At 58.9% G+C, this 15,423-nt stretch carries 16 protein-coding genes, 1 tRNA gene and 2 pseudogenes; 5 read left to right on the top strand and 14 right to left on the bottom strand.

The genetic code is table 11. The features are described from left to right. A pseudogene (locus NKH06_RS01610) lies at positions 1-472 on the bottom strand (OmpA family protein); the annotation flags it as partial. 197 nt (positions 473-669) lie between these two features. Between NKH06_RS01610 and NKH06_RS01615 the strand changes: the two are divergent. Both NKH06_RS01615 and NKH06_RS01620 read left to right on the top strand, forming a co-directional pair. Continuing rightward, positions 670-1,116 (top strand): YcgN family cysteine cluster protein, encoded by a 447-nt coding sequence (locus NKH06_RS01615; RefSeq protein ID WP_352892174.1) that lies wholly within the window; start codon positions 670-672, stop codon positions 1,114-1,116. Between the two features lie 253 nt (positions 1,117-1,369). Beyond that, on the top strand, positions 1,370-1,726 hold the full coding sequence (locus NKH06_RS01620; RefSeq protein WP_023809642.1) for a hypothetical protein: 357 nt from the start codon (positions 1,370-1,372) through the stop codon (positions 1,724-1,726). 246 nt (positions 1,727-1,972) lie between these two features. Here NKH06_RS01620 and NKH06_RS01625 read toward each other — a convergent pair whose 3' ends face one another. Continuing rightward, positions 1,973-2,686, bottom strand: a complete 714-nt coding sequence (locus NKH06_RS01625; RefSeq protein WP_352891958.1) for an SIMPL domain-containing protein — start codon at positions 2,684-2,686, stop codon at positions 1,973-1,975. 134 nt (positions 2,687-2,820) lie between these two features. On the opposite strand from NKH06_RS01625, the gene NKH06_RS01630 reads away from it, so the two are divergent. After that, a tRNA-Ile gene (locus NKH06_RS01630) sits at positions 2,821-2,896 on the top strand. Between the two features lie 215 nt (positions 2,897-3,111). Here the strand turns inward: NKH06_RS01630 and NKH06_RS01635 are convergent. The 3 genes from NKH06_RS01635 to NKH06_RS01645 are packed head-to-tail and all read right to left on the bottom strand — an operon-like array spanning position 3,112 to position 5,677. After that, positions 3,112-4,797: a recombinase family protein gene (locus tag NKH06_RS01635; RefSeq protein ID WP_352891960.1), complete on the bottom strand. Its 1,686-nt coding sequence runs from the start codon at positions 4,795-4,797 to the stop codon at positions 3,112-3,114. After that, positions 4,794-5,297: a DUF2924 domain-containing protein gene (locus NKH06_RS01640; RefSeq protein WP_084627170.1), complete on the bottom strand. Its 504-nt coding sequence runs from the start codon at positions 5,295-5,297 to the stop codon at positions 4,794-4,796. The genes NKH06_RS01635 and NKH06_RS01640 overlap by 4 nt, the downstream gene beginning before the upstream one ends. A 5-nt stretch (positions 5,298-5,302) precedes the next feature. Next, positions 5,303-5,677 carry a DUF3489 domain-containing protein gene (locus NKH06_RS01645; protein WP_352891962.1) on the bottom strand — a complete coding sequence of 125 codons (375 nt, stop codon included), beginning with the start codon at positions 5,675-5,677 and terminating at the stop codon, positions 5,303-5,305. Positions 5,678-6,041: 364 nt separating this feature from the next. On the opposite strand from NKH06_RS01645, the gene NKH06_RS01650 reads away from it, so the two are divergent. Next, positions 6,042-7,604, top strand: a complete 1,563-nt coding sequence (locus tag NKH06_RS01650; protein ID WP_352891964.1) for an anti-phage dCTP deaminase — start codon at positions 6,042-6,044, stop codon at positions 7,602-7,604. A gap of 357 nt (positions 7,605-7,961) precedes the next feature. Here NKH06_RS01650 and NKH06_RS01655 read toward each other — a convergent pair whose 3' ends face one another. The 7 genes from NKH06_RS01655 to NKH06_RS01685 all read right to left on the bottom strand — a co-directional run bounded on the left by NKH06_RS01655 (position 7,962) and on the right by NKH06_RS01685 (position 11,395). Beyond that, a complete protein-coding gene (locus NKH06_RS01655; RefSeq protein WP_352446408.1) occupies positions 7,962-8,339 on the bottom strand; it encodes a ubiquitination-like system serine protease family protein in 378 nt (125 codons plus the stop codon). A 1-nt stretch (position 8,340) separates the two neighbouring features. Next, entirely contained in the window at positions 8,341-9,252 is a 912-nt protein-coding gene (locus NKH06_RS01660; RefSeq protein WP_352891965.1) for a HesA/MoeB/ThiF family protein, read from the bottom strand. 78 nt (positions 9,253-9,330) lie between these two features. Then, positions 9,331-9,711 carry an E2/UBC family protein gene (locus NKH06_RS01665; protein WP_352891967.1) on the bottom strand — a complete coding sequence of 127 codons (381 nt, stop codon included), beginning with the start codon at positions 9,709-9,711 and terminating at the stop codon, positions 9,331-9,333. 3 nt (positions 9,712-9,714) lie between these two features. Beyond that, positions 9,715-9,963 (bottom strand): multiubiquitin domain-containing protein, encoded by a 249-nt coding sequence (locus NKH06_RS01670; protein ID WP_023713879.1) that lies wholly within the window; start codon positions 9,961-9,963, stop codon positions 9,715-9,717. A gap of 33 nt (positions 9,964-9,996) precedes the next feature. Beyond that, the gene (locus NKH06_RS01675) at positions 9,997-10,224 is read right to left on the bottom strand and encodes a DUF2188 domain-containing protein (protein WP_352446413.1); all 228 of its coding nucleotides are present in this window, start codon (positions 10,222-10,224) and stop codon (positions 9,997-9,999) included. Between the two features lie 107 nt (positions 10,225-10,331). Continuing rightward, on the bottom strand, positions 10,332-11,060 hold the full coding sequence (locus tag NKH06_RS01680; RefSeq protein ID WP_352446414.1) for an ImmA/IrrE family metallo-endopeptidase: 729 nt from the start codon (positions 11,058-11,060) through the stop codon (positions 10,332-10,334). Positions 11,061-11,065: 5 nt separating this feature from the next. Next, complete coding sequence (locus NKH06_RS01685; RefSeq protein ID WP_245275287.1) at positions 11,066-11,395, bottom strand: helix-turn-helix domain-containing protein; 330 nt, start codon at positions 11,393-11,395, stop codon at positions 11,066-11,068. Positions 11,396-12,000: 605 nt separating this feature from the next. On the opposite strand from NKH06_RS01685, the gene xth reads away from it, so the two are divergent. Then, on the top strand, positions 12,001-12,798 hold the full coding sequence (gene xth / locus NKH06_RS01690; protein ID WP_352891969.1) for an exodeoxyribonuclease III: 798 nt from the start codon (positions 12,001-12,003) through the stop codon (positions 12,796-12,798). A gap of 49 nt (positions 12,799-12,847) precedes the next feature. Here the strand turns inward: xth and ligD are convergent. Together ligD and NKH06_RS01700 are read right to left on the bottom strand one after the other, a co-directional pair. Beyond that, positions 12,848-14,621: pseudogene (gene ligD / locus NKH06_RS01695) on the bottom strand (DNA ligase D). Positions 14,622-15,042: 421 nt separating this feature from the next. Continuing rightward, the gene (locus tag NKH06_RS01700) at positions 15,043-15,417 is read right to left on the bottom strand and encodes a hypothetical protein (protein ID WP_352891971.1); all 375 of its coding nucleotides are present in this window, start codon (positions 15,415-15,417) and stop codon (positions 15,043-15,045) included. Positions 15,418-15,423: the final 6 nt, after the last annotated feature.

Genomic DNA, 15,423 nt, shown 5'->3' on the forward strand with positions numbered 1-15,423 from the left:
GCTGGTCGCGCTTCTTCCTGCGCGGCTGCTGTTCCTCGGCTGGAGCGGCCTGTTCGGCCGGCGCCTGCTCGGTCTGCTGCTGCTGGTCGCGCTTCTTCCTGCGCGGCTGCTGTTCCTCGGCTGGAGCGGCCTGTTCGGCCGGCGCCTGCTCGGTCTGCTGCTGCTGGTCGCGCTTCTTCCGGCGTGGCTGCTGTTCCTCGGCGGGCTGCTCGCTCTGGGCAGGCGCGGCCTGCTGTTCAGGCTCGGCCTTCTTGCGCTCGCGCTTCTGTTCGGGTTCCGCCTGCTGCTTTTGTGCGCAGCCTTCGGCCGCTTCGCCTTCGGCGCATGCTGCTTGCGCCAGGATGAATGGGGCTGCCGTGCGCTGGGCAAGGCCGGACGCGACACTTCCCTGAAGCGGGAACGCGCCCAACGGCGCGGATGCCATCAACAGGCCAAGTGCCGTGCCTGCCAGAATCCGTGGTTGGCGTTTCATCGAAATTCTCCTTGTGGGGTCCCATCCTTGCCGAAACCGATCTTGTGCCGATTGGTTCCAGTCTGGCACGGATAGAGGCCGTACGGGGCGATTGACCGACCTTTTGAAGGCAACTTCATGTCATTCACCTGGCGATAGCCGCAATTGCGACCATTGCCGCGCTTGACCTTGCCCGCGGCTGGGGCCACATGCCGGAAATGGAAACGCCATTCTGGAAAACCAAGGCGCTGGAGGCGATGAGCCCGGCCGAGTGGGAATCGCTGTGCGACGGCTGCGGTAAATGCTGCCTGTCAAAGCTCGAGGACGAGGACACCGGCGAGATCTACTGGACCAGCGTCGGCTGTCGGCTGTTCGACGCCGACACCTGCCGCTGTTCGGACTACGTCAACCGGCTGGCGCGCGTTCCCGACTGCGTCGGGCTAACGCCACAGAATGTGCGAACCATCAGTTGGCTGCCCAGCACCTGCGCCTATCGGCTGGTGGCCGAGGGCCGCGACCTCTACTGGTGGCACCGGCTGGTGTCGGGCAGCGCCGAGACCGTGCATGAAGCCGGCATCTCGATGCGCGGCCGGGTCAAGGCGAGCGAAACCGATCTTGCCGAGCCGGAAGACTATTTTGACTATGTGCTGGACGAGGAGCCGTAGGACCAGCGACGGTGAGCAGGAGCCTCCCGTTCGAATGCATTCGGCCAATCAGCGGGGTCGGAACCGGGGCGTCGAGTCAGACGTTCTGGCCTTCACCAAGGGCTGGGGACGACGGCAAATGGCCGGAACTTTCCTTCTTCCCGCCATATGAACCGGAGATGAACGGCAGGTTCGTAAAGAGTTCAGACAGGCAAGCGCATTCTCCCCCTCATCGGTTCACAAGGGGCGAAGGCCCGCAAAAGGAGAGAAGACGATGTTCAACACGATCAAGACGGCAGCCCTTTCGGCCCTGGTCGGTCTCGGCACGCTGGCGGCTGTTCCCGCTCACGCCGACAGCCTTTACCTCGGCTTCGGCAACAACAACGACCCGCGTTTCGGCGTCTATACCGGTGACGACGGTTATCGCCATCGCCGTGACGAGCGCCGTGGCGACTGGCGCCGTGGCTGCTCGCCGGACCGCGCCCTCGACAAGGCCGAACGCATGGGTCTGCGCCGTGCCCGCATCGTCGACGTCAGCCGTCGTACGGTGAAGGTGATGGGCCGCCAGGACGGCGACCGCGTCGTCGTCGTGTTCGCCAATGAGCGCGGCTGCCCCGTCATCTATCGCTAAGGCCGGCTTTGGCGGATCATAGAGGCATGATCGTCTGCGAGGATCAGCCGGGAGACACGACCTTCAGTGAAGGTCGGTCTGGCAGCATGATCTCCTACCAAGATCAGCCGGGACTAGCCGAGCCCCTTTCCGTTTGAAGGGTGTGGCTCGAAAAAACCCCGCGGGAGCAATCCCGCGGGGTTTTTCATGCACGCTATTGGCTGATGATTGCCGTGGTCAGGCTCAGCCACGGATCGTCAGAGCCGCCTACTTCAGTTCGAAGGTGACGGTGACCTGCACATTGTAGGCGTTCTCACCGGCTTGCACCGGAGCCGCAACACCGGCCGCGGCGTCGAAGGCCTTGGCGTTGATCGGCATTGGCGTCGGCGCCATGTTCTGATCGGTGATCTCGAGCACGCGACCGAGGCTGACGCCGGCGGCCTGGGCCAGCGTCTTGGCCTTGGCCATGGCGTTGGCGACCGCCTTCTTGCGCGCCTCGGTGACCGTGGCCGCCGGGTTGTCATTGGTGAAGGCGATGCCGCCGCCCTGGTTGACGCCGAGCGACACTGCCTTGTCGAGGATCTCGCCGGTCTTGTCGACATCGCGCACCCGCACCGAAAGCGTGTTGGTCACCTGATAGGCGACGAGTTCGGCTTCCTGGCTGCCGTCCGGCTTGTTGGTGTAGTTGTAGCGCGGGTTGATCTGGATGCCGGCGGTCTGCAGGTCGCGGTCCTGGATGCCGGCCGACTTCATCGCCGCGATCACGGCGGCCATGGCGTCATTGTTGGCATCGAGCGCCGCGCGCGCGGTCTTGGCCTCGCGCATGACGCTCAGCGTCAGGACCGCCAGATCAGGCGCGACGGTTGCTTCGCCTTCGCCTGACACGATGATGCGGGGTGGCGTCGGCAAATCGGTGGCTCCAGCCATCGCCGGAAAAGCGATTGCAGCGGCGAGCGCGAAAGGCAAAAGGTGTCTGGTCATGAAAATCTCCTTGGTCTGCGATCAAGTCGCAGAGGTCGCGTAGAGCGCGATTATGGGTTGATTTGGGCGATCTCCGTAAGCCCGTCGGGAAAGCCTTGTGCCGCGACGGGAAAAACATTAATCCAGCCGGCGTGGGGCCTGTAGCTCAATGGTTAGAGCCGGCGGCTCATAACCGCTTGGTTGGGGGTTCGAGTCCCTCCGGGCCCACCATCCAGTCCACCCCATTTCCGGGGTTTCCATCCGTCTCAGAATAGCTCCGACATTTCCTTGCGTTAGCGCCCGGTAGCGGGCAACACTTGGCTGAGACGACGCAGTGAGCGCCCAAAACACCTGACTTTTGGCCATCCGTCTCTGTCGGGTTAATTCCGTAGCCAAGTGTTTCGCGAAGGGATGGTTGGCTGAACGGCCAGATGCATGCCGGATGGTTAGAGGCCGAGGAGTGAGGCCTGGTCAGCCCAGGCAAGGGGGAGGTCCGACAATCGGGACAGCCGGTGCGCCGTTAGTTCAATAGGTTGATCACCTGCAACGATGTTGGCCGCAATTTTCGGAGAGAGGAAAGCGAAGGGCAGGAGGCGGCTGACCTCGGATGTATCGGTGCCGTTGAGCATGGCAACGTCGGTGAGGCTGCGGCCGGCTCCATCTGTAAGTTGGCCGAGATACAGGTGGGCGCGGCGCAGAAGATCGATTAAGGCGGCATCGGGTGCCCGGCTGATGTTAGGGCCGTCGGTAAGCACGATACGTGTTTCGACGCCGCGACGCCTCATTCCGATTGGGCATTCGATGGAAGTTATCTGGGCGCCCTCGTTTGGTGGCAGCGCCCGGTCGAGAAGCAATTCTGATAGCGAGCGGCGATCCAGCTCGATGGTCAATAACCCAAGCTTGAGGGTGATCCTGCGAACGATCTTTTGGAGCAGAGATCGCTGCGCATCCGTAGTGCCTGAAGCCCAACACGACCGCATCTTGTCAGCTCGCCGCATCGCAGACTGGATTTCGCCAGCGTCTGCACATTGCCGAATCCAATCAGACATTTGGGCTTGATCGCTGAGAAACCGATTCAGGCGATGCTCAACAACTGATTCAAGTGCGGGTGCCGGAAGACGCCAGCCCTCGGAACCTTTCCTGCGTTCATCGACGAACTGCTTTGAGACATAGTAGCGGTAGCGAACACCTTGCTTGTTGGCATGAACCGATCGCAGTTTCTCGCCGGCTTCATCAAAGAGCAGACCGGAGAGTAGATGCGGTTGCGTGACATTGGAATCGCTTCGCCGCCGCGGCGCCTGCGAGGCGAGAAGTGCCTGGGCCTCTTCGAACATGGCTGACGTGACAATCGGCTCGTGCTCTCCATCGTAGACCTGATCCTTGTGCCTGATCTTGCCGACGTAGATCGGGTTCGAAAGAAGGTGATAGAGATTGCCGCGACCAAACGGCATGGTGACGGCAACTGATCCGTCTTTGCGCTGTCGCGATCGTGTCGAGGGTCCCTCGCTCGCAGCCTCATCAACGAGATCCCGGACCGACTTCAGGATGAGATAGCGAGCGAATAGGTGTCTGACTGTTTGCGCCTCGGTTTCGTCAATCACCAGTTTGCGGTTATCGACGCGATAGCCAAGCGGCACGACGCCGCCCATCCACATACCTTTCTTCTTCGACGCGGCAATCTTGTCGCGTATACGTTCGGCTGTAACCTCTCGCTCGAACTGAGCGAAGGACAAAAGTACGTTGAGCGTGAGCCTGCCCATTGAGGTCGTGGTGTTGAACTGCTGCGTGACTGACACGAAGGAGACGGAACTGGCGTCGAAGATTTCAACGATCTTGGAAAAATCCATCAGCGACCGGGTGAGGCGATCGATCTTGTAGACGACCACCACATCGACTTTCTTGTCCCGGATGTCCTGCAGGAGACGCTTCAGGGCAGGGCGCTCCATGGTGCCGCCCGAGATACCGCCGTCGTCATAGTGGTTTGGCACGAGCTTCCAGCCTAGACCGGCCTGTGATGCAATGAAGGCCGCACAAGCTTCGCGCTGAGCATCGAGCGAATTGAACTCCTGTTCCAATCCCTCTTCAGTCGACTTGCGAGTGTAGATGGCACAGTTGAGGCGGGTCATCGTCATAGGCTAAAGAACCTTGGGCCGGACCAATGGGCGCCGGTAATCCGGCGGGCGACAGCCGAAAGCGATCCGTACGTCTTTCCGTCAAGCACAAAGCCGTCGTCAACGACTTCGACGATATGCATCCGGCCATTCCACTCCCGCATCAGGCGGGAGCCGGCTTTGGGTGGAATAGATCGCGGCGGCGACGCCTCTACCTTGTCCGATGACCCTGGCCGGACTGATGGAACTCCGTCCCAATCCGACCCAGTATTGCCCGGTTGGATAGCATTCACGTTGATCCGACGCGCGTTGCCTGTCCCGAGTATTTTCTTGACGGTTGAAGGCAAACCGCCCAAGCGCTTGGCTTGGAGATGCCAGGCTGCCGACCGCTCAAGCAGCCCACGTTTGATCCCTTTGGGCGGCGAGCAGCCATAGGCCTTTGTCCAGGCTGCTGTGAGTTCATCGCGCGTGAGATCGCCGACCTCGGCGATCTCATTCTCCAAATCGGCTCGCTTGCGCATCAAGGTCAACCGGCGGTCTTTGCCTCGACAATGCGATATCGCCGTTGTCCGTCCTTGCCGGTTTCGCTGAGCAGTTCGTGGCCAAGTTTCTTCTTGATGGTACCGGAAAGGAAGCCCCGCACCGAGTGCGCCTGCCATCCCGTCGCATCCCTCAAGACTTGGATGGTGACACCCTTGGCCGACTTCAGCTTCTTGAGGACGATGTCGGTTTTGGTAGGTGTTACGGGAGCTTCGTCCTTTGCCTTCTTGACGATCACCGAGACGGTCACACCGGACTTCTCGCGCAGCTTCCGGGTTGGGGTGCTGTTGTCGAGGCTGGCCGCCGTCTCGCCTGCTTCGGTGTTGTCGGCCTTGGCGGTCGTGGTATTGAGGATAGCCATTTCAGATCTCCATCAGTTATAAGCTCGGACCATTCCGGCGCTTGTACTGGCCGAAGCCCGCTGTCCGGCGGGCTGGAGATTCTGCTCGGCTTTTCTTAGTTGGCCACTTCTCTGCGGTGCTGAACCAACCAATGCTTGCTGCGACAATGAAGTCCAGTCCAATGTTGGAGGCTACGGTTTTCCAATAAATGCTACCTACCGCTTCTGATGTGCGCCGCCGCAGCGCGCTAGCCGCTCTAGAGAGATAGCCGGTGGCCGGCGCTGGCCAATTAAAAAGCAGGCGCCGCTACTTTATAGATTCTTTGTAGTTTTGCTCTGTATATTCTATGTTTCCGGCTTTCGGCTCATTCGGGGTATTCAGGCGATGGCACAAAAATCCTCTGCGCTCAAATTTGTCTCCGCAATAGATCAGTTAGAATGGACAACGCCTATTGAGAATGTCTCTAGGTCGACTGACGAATTGGTCATCGGTCTAGTAGGAGCTGTCGGTGCAGGAGTCTCAAAGACAGCAGCGGAGCTTAAGCTTACATTGGAAAGAGAATATGGGTATGTCGTCGACATCGTAAAAGCGAGCGATATTATTCGCGAGAACGCTGGAAAAACGGCCACGACTTCTCCGGCTACAGAGGGATCGGAGCGGATTAAGCAACTCCAAGCAATTGGAACGGAACTCAGAGAAAAATACGGCGAAGCCTACATTGCTGCAAAGGCAATTGAAAAGATTGCCATTCAGAGAAAAACCAGCGATGGATATGACGAAAGCACACAGGTTCCGCAGCCAAAACGTCTCAGGCAAGCAACCATCATAGATTCTCTTAAGCACCCTAAAGAGACGACGCTCCTCAGAGATGTCTATGGCGGAATTTATTGGCAGTTCACCGTTTTTGCCCCTGAGGCGATTCGAGAAGCGCGACTAAGCAATATCGGTATTGCTAAGGATGAGCTCCCTGGTATTTTTACAAGAGATGAGAACGATAAAGAGGGAGATCACGGTCAAAAAGTGAGCAAGACCGCGTACCTGTCAGATTTTTTTGTTCGGAATGATGGAGAGAACGATGTTCGCCTAATTTCAGTATTGAAAAGATACGTAGAGGTTGTATTCAATATTTCTGTACACACGCCAAATACCGATGAAGCTGGAATGTATGCGGCCGTGTCAGCAGCTAGCAAGTCTGCGTGCCTGTCACGACAAGTTGGCGCGGCTATCTACTCAGCCGGCGGGGAGCTGATAAGCGTAGGCTGGAACGACGTGCCAAAAGCGCTAGGCGGTCTGTACTCTGCAGACGACGGGGACGATGACCATCGTTGCTATCTCTGGGGCGGCAAGCTCTGCCACAACGATCGCAAAAAAGAAGAGCTCTATGACAAGATATTCAAAAAGCTCGCTGCTGAGGGCTTGCTTGCCAGTGGTGTCGACAAAATTAAGCTGCGATCCGCGCTCGTGGCGACACCAGTGAAGGACCTCATTGAGTACAGCCGGTCCATTCATGCGGAAATGGAAGCGATAGTTTCGGCGGGCCGAACGGGGAAGACTGGCATGGTCGGAGGTACTCTTTATACGACAACGTTCCCTTGTCACAACTGTGCGAGGCACATCGTTGCCGCTGGCATATCGAAAGTGTTTTACGTGGAGCCTTACGCGAAAAGCCTTGCTTTAGAGCTTCATAGCGATGCCATAAGCATGGTCGAGGGCGACACCAAGAAGGTGGCATTCCTTCAGTATGAAGGTGTCGGCCCAGACAGCGTGCTCAAACTGTTCCATCATGGAGTCGAAAGAAAAATTGATGGTAGAGCGCGAGTCCAGGATAAAAAAACTGCGATTCCTGTGCTACCCCCTCCTATGGACGGATTCACAACGCACGAAAAACGCGTTATCGAACGTCTTGAGAACGTTGAAAGCCAATCTGTCGGCGGGGGAGCAGGATGACGCGCACGGGTAAGGGTCCACAACGCGAATTCCTGTATGTTTTCGACTCGAAAGCTTCGCGCGCGCAGTCAAGCGCCGAAAATAAGGAAACTGATCGCTCCGTGACGGGCCGACGTTCGTTAGTTTCCAACGAAGAGGCAAAGGCGGTGCGTGAAAAGCTAATTGCCGAGCTAAAAAAGTTCGGATGTTAAGCTAACGCTCGGCACCTTTTGCTAATTCGGCTACCGCGATTCTCCAATTGCGGCTTTGTGCACACCCTTGGGGTAAGCAACCGGTGCGGTGCTGATCGATGTACCGGCCAACAGCGGGCCGGCCCTTTGCAAAAGCCGTTTACCTGGCGACCCATCAAGGATTTAGCTATCGGGGTTGCGCGGCTGATTTGCCTGAGTCTTCGCACCATTCGACAACCCCGCCGCGTATCCAGAAATGGGCGTGCGATCCCGCCGTCTGCCAGACGGACGGGTGGATAGTCGGCCGGTCGGCCCAATCACGCGTGAGCCGCCAGTGCGGTCGGCGACTGGTCATCAGTGAAAGCTGGATGACCTCCGTCGGATCGGCCGGACAAAGAAAATACGCCCATTTCATATGTGCCCCGCTCGTCACGATATAAACGCGCCCAGGTTTCATCGCGCCGTCGTCGGGATGATCTCTCACTATCGTGACCGTGAAATCGGGTTGTCGCGCGAGGCCGAGCGAGACAAGGAGCCAGAGCAGGATCGAGCGAAGCATTGCCATGTTAACCCGCCCGGCCAAGGAACGGATCTTCGTCGCCTCGTCCCCAAATTGCTGATGAAGAGCAAACCGGGCAGCCTTCGCGCGGGCGATGACCGGGATGCCGGTCTTCTCCGAGATGAAATTTACGGACGCGATTGGCGGCTGATCCTCGCGCGCCCCGGAATCCTTGCAGCCGGTGGATCATCTCGTTCACCGCCATGCAGGCAAGTTCCGTCGTGAAGGTGACGACCGCCGGTGCGGGATTTCCTCCGCCGGCGACATACGCCTCGATCTTGCGACGCTCGTACTCCTCGGGATTGGTACGGCGAAGCGCCTCCGCGCTGGCGATCACTGGCCGGATTACATCCCGGCAGATCAGGCAGGTATAGCCTGGAAAGAGAACGCTCACGCGGCCATCGAACGCGTGGATCGTCGGTATGTCCTCGTCGCCGACATCGATGGACAGGCCCATGTCGATGACGGGTATAAGATAATAGTAGGCGAGGCGGTTCAGAAACAGCCTGCCATCGTGATCGTCAGTGGCGCCGAAAATGACATCGCACGATCGGAGAGCGTCGCGGCATCCAGGATCACCGACCCAGGCTTCCATGGGGATCACCCGAACGCCAAGCGCCATCCGCGCGATTTCGCGCGCGACAACCTCGACCTTCGGCGTCATCGCATCCGCGTCGGCTTGTGTCGAGCCGTGTAACCTATTCAGGTTCGTGCGATCAATGATGTCGTTGTCTATCAGTACGATTTGACCGACGCCAAGGCGCGCGAGGAGCATGGCGGTGGCGCTTCCGGTTCCGCCGCAGCCGACGATGCCGACCCGCATGGAACGCAAGTCGGCGTTCAGCGCGTTGCCGAACGCGAGTGCCTGGCGCTGGATCGCGCCGGACCCGCGAAGGCCGGCACACCACGTAGGCGGCATGTTCGTGCCCGTTTGGCCGCAGCAGGTGATCGTGCAATTCGCGCGAATGCGTCTCCGTCATAGTGAGGCTGAATGTCGTCATGCCGCCCTCGCCAACGCGTCCTCGACGCGCTTGAGCATCGTCCAGATGCCGTCGATGCCGGGGCGCCATTCGCTGTTGTGACGCGACCAGCGCTGCCAGTTCTGCCCCTTGAAAATCACCGGCTGATCTGCCGCGTTCGGATATTTTCCGGCTGGAATGAGCCGGACCCAGGGCATGAGATGGAACATATCAGGGGCCACGTCCGGATAGGCCGGTGGCAGTATGATGAGAATGTCAGCCGCGAGCGCGTCGAAGCGTCCCGAGGGCAACGGAACGGATTTTAGGATGATGGCTTTCTGCCCGCCATCTTGCACTTCCTCGAAGATGACGCTCTTCGATTCTAGATATTCGCGATCGGGCGCGGGCAGAAAGCTCATGGGTCAGCCCTCCGTCGTCGTTTTCTTACCGGTGAAGAACTTTTCCGTGGCCTTCTCGCGCAGATCGACCTTGCGCTCGTCTGCCACGAGAACATCCTCGGGGCCGGGAACGTCCTGCCACGCGTCGAACGTGGCCTGATCGACGCCGGCGAGCCGCTTGATCTCGGATCCCGTGATGAATGGCTCGTGCCAATCATGTGGCCGCCGATCGACGATGATCTTGTAGGTCTCCTTCTTTTTTTCCTCGGACATGACGTAGCTCCTTCTAAGGGCGGGTTGATTCGTTCAGTTCTTGGGGGGATAGGGGTCGTTGCCGTGGCTGTCGCGCTCCCGGATACGGCCATCGCGGCCATGCACGAGCAACTCGCTCTTCTGGTTGCGCGCGACATCACGGGCGCGATCGATCGCCTCGCGCTGCGTGTCATGAAGCGACGAGGCACGGTCCGACCCGGCCGGCTTCACAGCCCAGCCGCGAGGGTGAGGCACAACATGCTGGTTGCGGTTCTTGGTCATCATCAATCTCCATTCCGGTGAGCGACGCTTATCCGCCGATCTGCTGAACAGCGTAGTCTCAGACATGCCGCTGAGTCAAGTGGCATGTCTGAACTGTCCACGGACGTCTAGCGGGCTTTGTCGAACAGCGAGGGGCCGGCGCTTGCGGGCCCAAGGATTCCAAGCTTTAGGAGCCGGATGCGGGCAGCATGGCCCGATACTTGAAAGTCACTCTTGAGGATTTCTATCAGAGCGCGACCGTGCTCATCATTCTGGCCGATGACGCCAAAAAGCCCGTGCGATTCGCAGTAGGCGCGGACGATCGCACGGACGCGGCTGAGCGGCATGAGCAGCGCGCCGCAGACATAGCCCGCCTGCCATTCCATCCAATCCGTCTGCGCTGCGTCAAGCATACCGTCGCGATAACATACCTGCATGTTGGCATTTGGATTGCGCCGGAGTAGGTCCGGCCCAGGCGGTTCCGCCTCCCAAAGATAGGCATGGAACCGAACATGACCGTATTCATGAGCAAGCGTCGTCCGGAGCCGGTTCTCCCGATGCTCGTCCAGTTGCAATTTGTCGGAAATCAACACGCGCGGCTTACGACCCGGCTGAAAGATCGTGGCGCCTTCGACATTAGCCCCGTACCCGGAAAGATCGGCATAGGCATCGAGCGATTCCGTGTCGCGTTCTATCAAGATAGTCAGGTCTTCCGTCGAAACCGGAAACTCCGCCTTGCCATGACGACCCTTGAGAAACATCGCGATAATGGACTCGCACTCCCGGTCCAACTCGTCCGGCTTGTAGTGCGGCCGCTGCGAGAAGCGTCCGGTCTTGTCGGCGACATATTTGACCATTGAAGCTAACCGCCCTTTCCCCTTCCGGGTCCGCCGCGAAACGCCACCATGAGATCGGCCACTTGTTTTTGGGAAAGTCCCTTGTCGCGAACGTCGCTCGGAAACCGCCCCGCGAGATAGTATAGCCAGTCTTGGTTGATCCCGAGCGCTTCGGCGAATTGTTGCACCATCCTGTCTGACGAAGGGCTGCGCCGATCGTGCTCAATGTCGTTAAGATATTGAGGCGAGATGGCATCGCCATCCTCGCGCAAAACCCGCGACGCAAGATCCTTCAAGCTCCACCCCTTTGCTTTTCGGGCTTCGGCTATTGCTCCGCCAAAGGTCTTGTCGTCCAACGCCATCATACTTCCTTTCGTAACGCTAATACGCTGATTAGCGTAGTGTTATTCCTGAATCTGGTCAAGTGGATGGCTTGTCGGAAGCGCGTTTCCGAAGGTTCGAACAATTAGTCTCTGTCGAGATTGCTTCCTAGTTTCAAGACAAGTGGGCGGCGCCGCTGGTTGGCAATCCTAACCTAATTCAACTAGGCGCCAAATAAGGCTGTCAAAGGCGAATTGCCGACGTAGAAGGGTCCATTGGTGGATTGGCCCCATGACCCTGTGTCGGACACTTTGGATGCGACGGATCGCGATTGGGGCTTCGGTGAAGAAATAACAGCGCGTGACAGCCGGCTCCGTCTTCTCTTGGATTCTGACATTCAGTCAGTCGAGGGCCGCATCGCACCTGCCTGAGAGTTCGCTCGAGTTCGGCCGGACTCATCCTATCGCTGTCATCTTGAACTTTCCCCACGTTCGGCGGTTAAGAGGAGCCGAGAGGATCAACGATGTCGAAATCTGATGAGAGAGGGTGCGACGGCATGCGGTCTTCCTATGCAGCGTAGCGGGACCAACTGCTGAGCCATTCACGTTGATACCGTGAAGAGTTTTGGAGAGAGCTCCTGATGACCCGCATCGCAACCTTCAATGTCAACGGTGTGAACGGTCGCCTGCCCGTGCTCATCAAGTGGCTGGGTCAGACCGACTATGACATCGTGTGCCTGCAGGAATTGAAGACATCGGATGAGAAGTTCCCCGCGGAAGCGATCAGGGACGCCGGTTACGGCGCAATCTGGCACGGGCAAAAGTCCTACAACGGCGTAGCCATACTCGCTCGTGGAAAAGAGCCGTTGGAGCGCCGTCGTGGGCTCCCGGGCGATCCTGACGATACGCACAGCCGATATCTCGAGGCCGAGGTGGATGGGATCGTCGTCGGCTGCCTCTACCTGCCCAACGGCAATCCCGCTCCTGGCCCGAAATTCGGTTATAAGCTGCGCTGGTTCGACCGGCTGATCAGCTACGGCCAGCTGCTGCTGAGAGAAGGCATCCCAAGCATTCTCTGCGGCGACTACAACGTCGTGCCCACCCCGATCGATGCCGTGGTGCCGGGACGTTGGCTAGGCGATGCAGTCTATTTGCCGGATAGCCGGCGAGCGTATGCCCAGATGCTTGATGGCGGCTGGATCGATGGCGTCCGCCGCATCCACCCGGAGAAAGGCGTCTACACCTATTGGAACTTCTCCTACCGGGGCGGCTACGATCGAAGCTCCGGCCTGCGGATGGATCATATTCTGGTCAGCCCATCACTTTCGGACAGGTTGTGTGACGCCGGAGTCGACGCTGACGTGCGAGGTTGGGAAAAGCCGAGTGATCACGCGCCAGCCTGGATAGAACTCGGCCGGTGCGGCAAAGACGCGACGTGATCTCGTTCGGGATGTCTCCGGCGAGAATCTTCATTTCCGGCGTTTGCGCTCACGCAGCTTTTCTGACGGCCGCCCTGAACGGACGGTCGATCGTGAAGGCATCTGTACGGATGGCTGCCTCAACCTGGCTCCAGGTCACCGGATGGGCGATTGGAAAGCCGGGGCGCGCCCCGTGGCGAGAAGGCGCCCACCGCAGTGTTGCCCCGACCATTGCGGAGGTAATCTATGAAGATGCGGCCTGTTCGAGCCGACGGCGAGGCCGAAAGTAGATAGCGGTCCGGATGCGCTTCAGCGAGCTGATTGGCGAAGGACCTGGCCAAGAGGCGGCCGCTGTCGTGCGTGATCTTGCTCTCCAGCGGGATCATCAGGTGAATGCCTTTGCCGCCAGTAACCTTCGGCCAGCTCTCCAGACCTTCCGCTTCCAGGATGTCGCGGAGCGCCAGTGCGGCCTCGATGACTTGCTCCCACTCGACGCCCTCGCCGGGGTCAAGGTCCAGAACAATACGATCGGCATGCTCGATATCGTCCACGGTGGCATTCCAGGGATGCAGCTCTACCGCATCCATCTCGACCAGTCCCAGCAAACCCGCAAGGTCGTCCACCCACACGCGCACACCTTCGCCACCCTCGCGCTTCTGCAGCCGCAATTGATGCACTGCCGCCGGGATCTGCGGCAGTGTGCCTTTGTGATAGAAGGTCGCGCCATGAGCATGGCGGACCAGCTTCAGTGGTCTGTGGCCAAGATGAACCAGGGCATGATCCGCAACCCTCTCCCAGTAACGCGCAAGCTCGTCCTTGGAGGGCGAGACAGCGTCTGGCAGCAGTTGCAGGATGTTTTCACTGGGAACGCCATGTTTCCGGGTTGGCCCGCGTCGCTTTGATGGCGCTTGAGGCTTGGCCGGGATTGGCACGAGGTCTTCGCGGAAACCCTTGAACACTGCCTCGCGCAGCACCCCGCGATCGGTGACGCCGCTGAACTGGACCTCGGCCAGCACGTGTGGTCTCACCCAAGTCGCTTTCGGCTTCACAATCGGCTCTGACAAAGGCGACTTGCTGATGATCAGCGGGTCAAGCCGCTCTCGCACAAGTTTCGCAGCGCTCAAGGTGTACCCGCTGCGAGCTTTCCCGGCATAGAGCAGTCGGTTGCCTTCGCGGCGCCCGATATAAAGCGATGCAATGCGGCGCGGGTGAGCACCGAGTTTCTCTACGAAAGCCACGATAGGGAAGGTGTCGCTCTTGATGCACTTTACCTTCAACCAACTGGTCTGAACCCCCGAGCCGTAGGTCGCATCGACGCGCTTGGATACGGTCCCCTCCAACCCCATCCGGCAGGCATGTTGAAACACATCCTTGCCGCTTACCTCCAGATGTTCGGCATAGGTTAGTGTCGGCGCGGTGTTCTCCAGTAGCCTCTCCAGGGCTGCCTTGCGCTTCACCAATGGCTGTTGCCGAAGATCGCGCCCATTAAGGTGCAGCAGGTCGAAGGCATAGAAGATGAGCCTCGCCGAATCTGGATTGCCCAACTCCCTTTCCAGGGCTTGGTAATCCGGAAGGCCGGTGTCGCCGAGAACGACAGCCTCGCCATCGATGATCGCGGTCTTCACGGGCAAGCTCGCGGCTGCTTCAACTATCCGGCGGTATCGATGCGACCAGTCGTAGCCACAGCGCGTGAAGGCCCGTGCTTTGCCGCGCTGAATGATCAGCTCGGTGCGGTAGCCATCGTACTTGATCTCGTGAATCCATTCGCTGCCCTCGGGCGCCGTTGCGACCAGAGTCGGCGACTGAAACTCGACGAAAGAGAGCCCGTTTGCTGCCTTACTCATGCACCCTCCGAACCGCGACTCAAGGCTCAGTGCACCAATAGGTTCCAGGTTTTAGCGAAATAGCATGTTCGACTGCTTGCACCGGCAATCTTGGGCCAGCCGGCTGCAAGGGAGATCAACGACAGGAGAAATCGCACTTTCTTCGTCGGTCAGCGGGCCTATAGCGGGTCTTCGTTGCAGGAAAATTGGGCTATCACTCGCCTACTAAGGGCCAACTGAGGCTAGCTCGGCTTTTGGGGCCGGGAGCGGATCGGCAGCTTGCGGAGCCACGCAGCCGAAGAGCGGTCATTCCATGAATACAGCCCCAGGAGGAGTGTCACTCCTCCCGGAATAACAACCTGCCATTCGTCAACGCCATCCTTCCAACCTGGGGAGAACCGCCGGAAATCAGGCTATCAGATTGCACACCGTCGCGTTGGAGTCATTCATCGCGCCAGTATGGGTGGGAACAGCTGAATTGGCGCGAGCCAACCAGACGGCGTTTGGTCCTCGATATCGTTCTTTGGACCTGCGGATCATTCGCGGTCATGTCGGGTACGACAGTGTAACCCTGATCGACAAGCTGCAGTTTCAGCTCCGCCAGGTGGCGCCTGAATCCGTTTTCAATGTAGCTGCGCGGATACCGCCATCCGTTCCTGCATGCTCGCACGAGAATGTCGGAATACTGTTCAGCGCTGGCAGCTTTCACCGTTTCTTCCGAAGTCAGTTTGCTGTCGGTTTGGGTACCTTCGGACAAGCATGGGTCCGCCGACACCAAAAGCACCAGTAGTACGGTCAAGACAGGCAACTTTGTCATGGAGCC

Source organism: Mesorhizobium sp. M1342 (assembly GCF_040317955.1).
GTDB lineage: Bacteria > Pseudomonadota > Alphaproteobacteria > Rhizobiales > Rhizobiaceae > Mesorhizobium.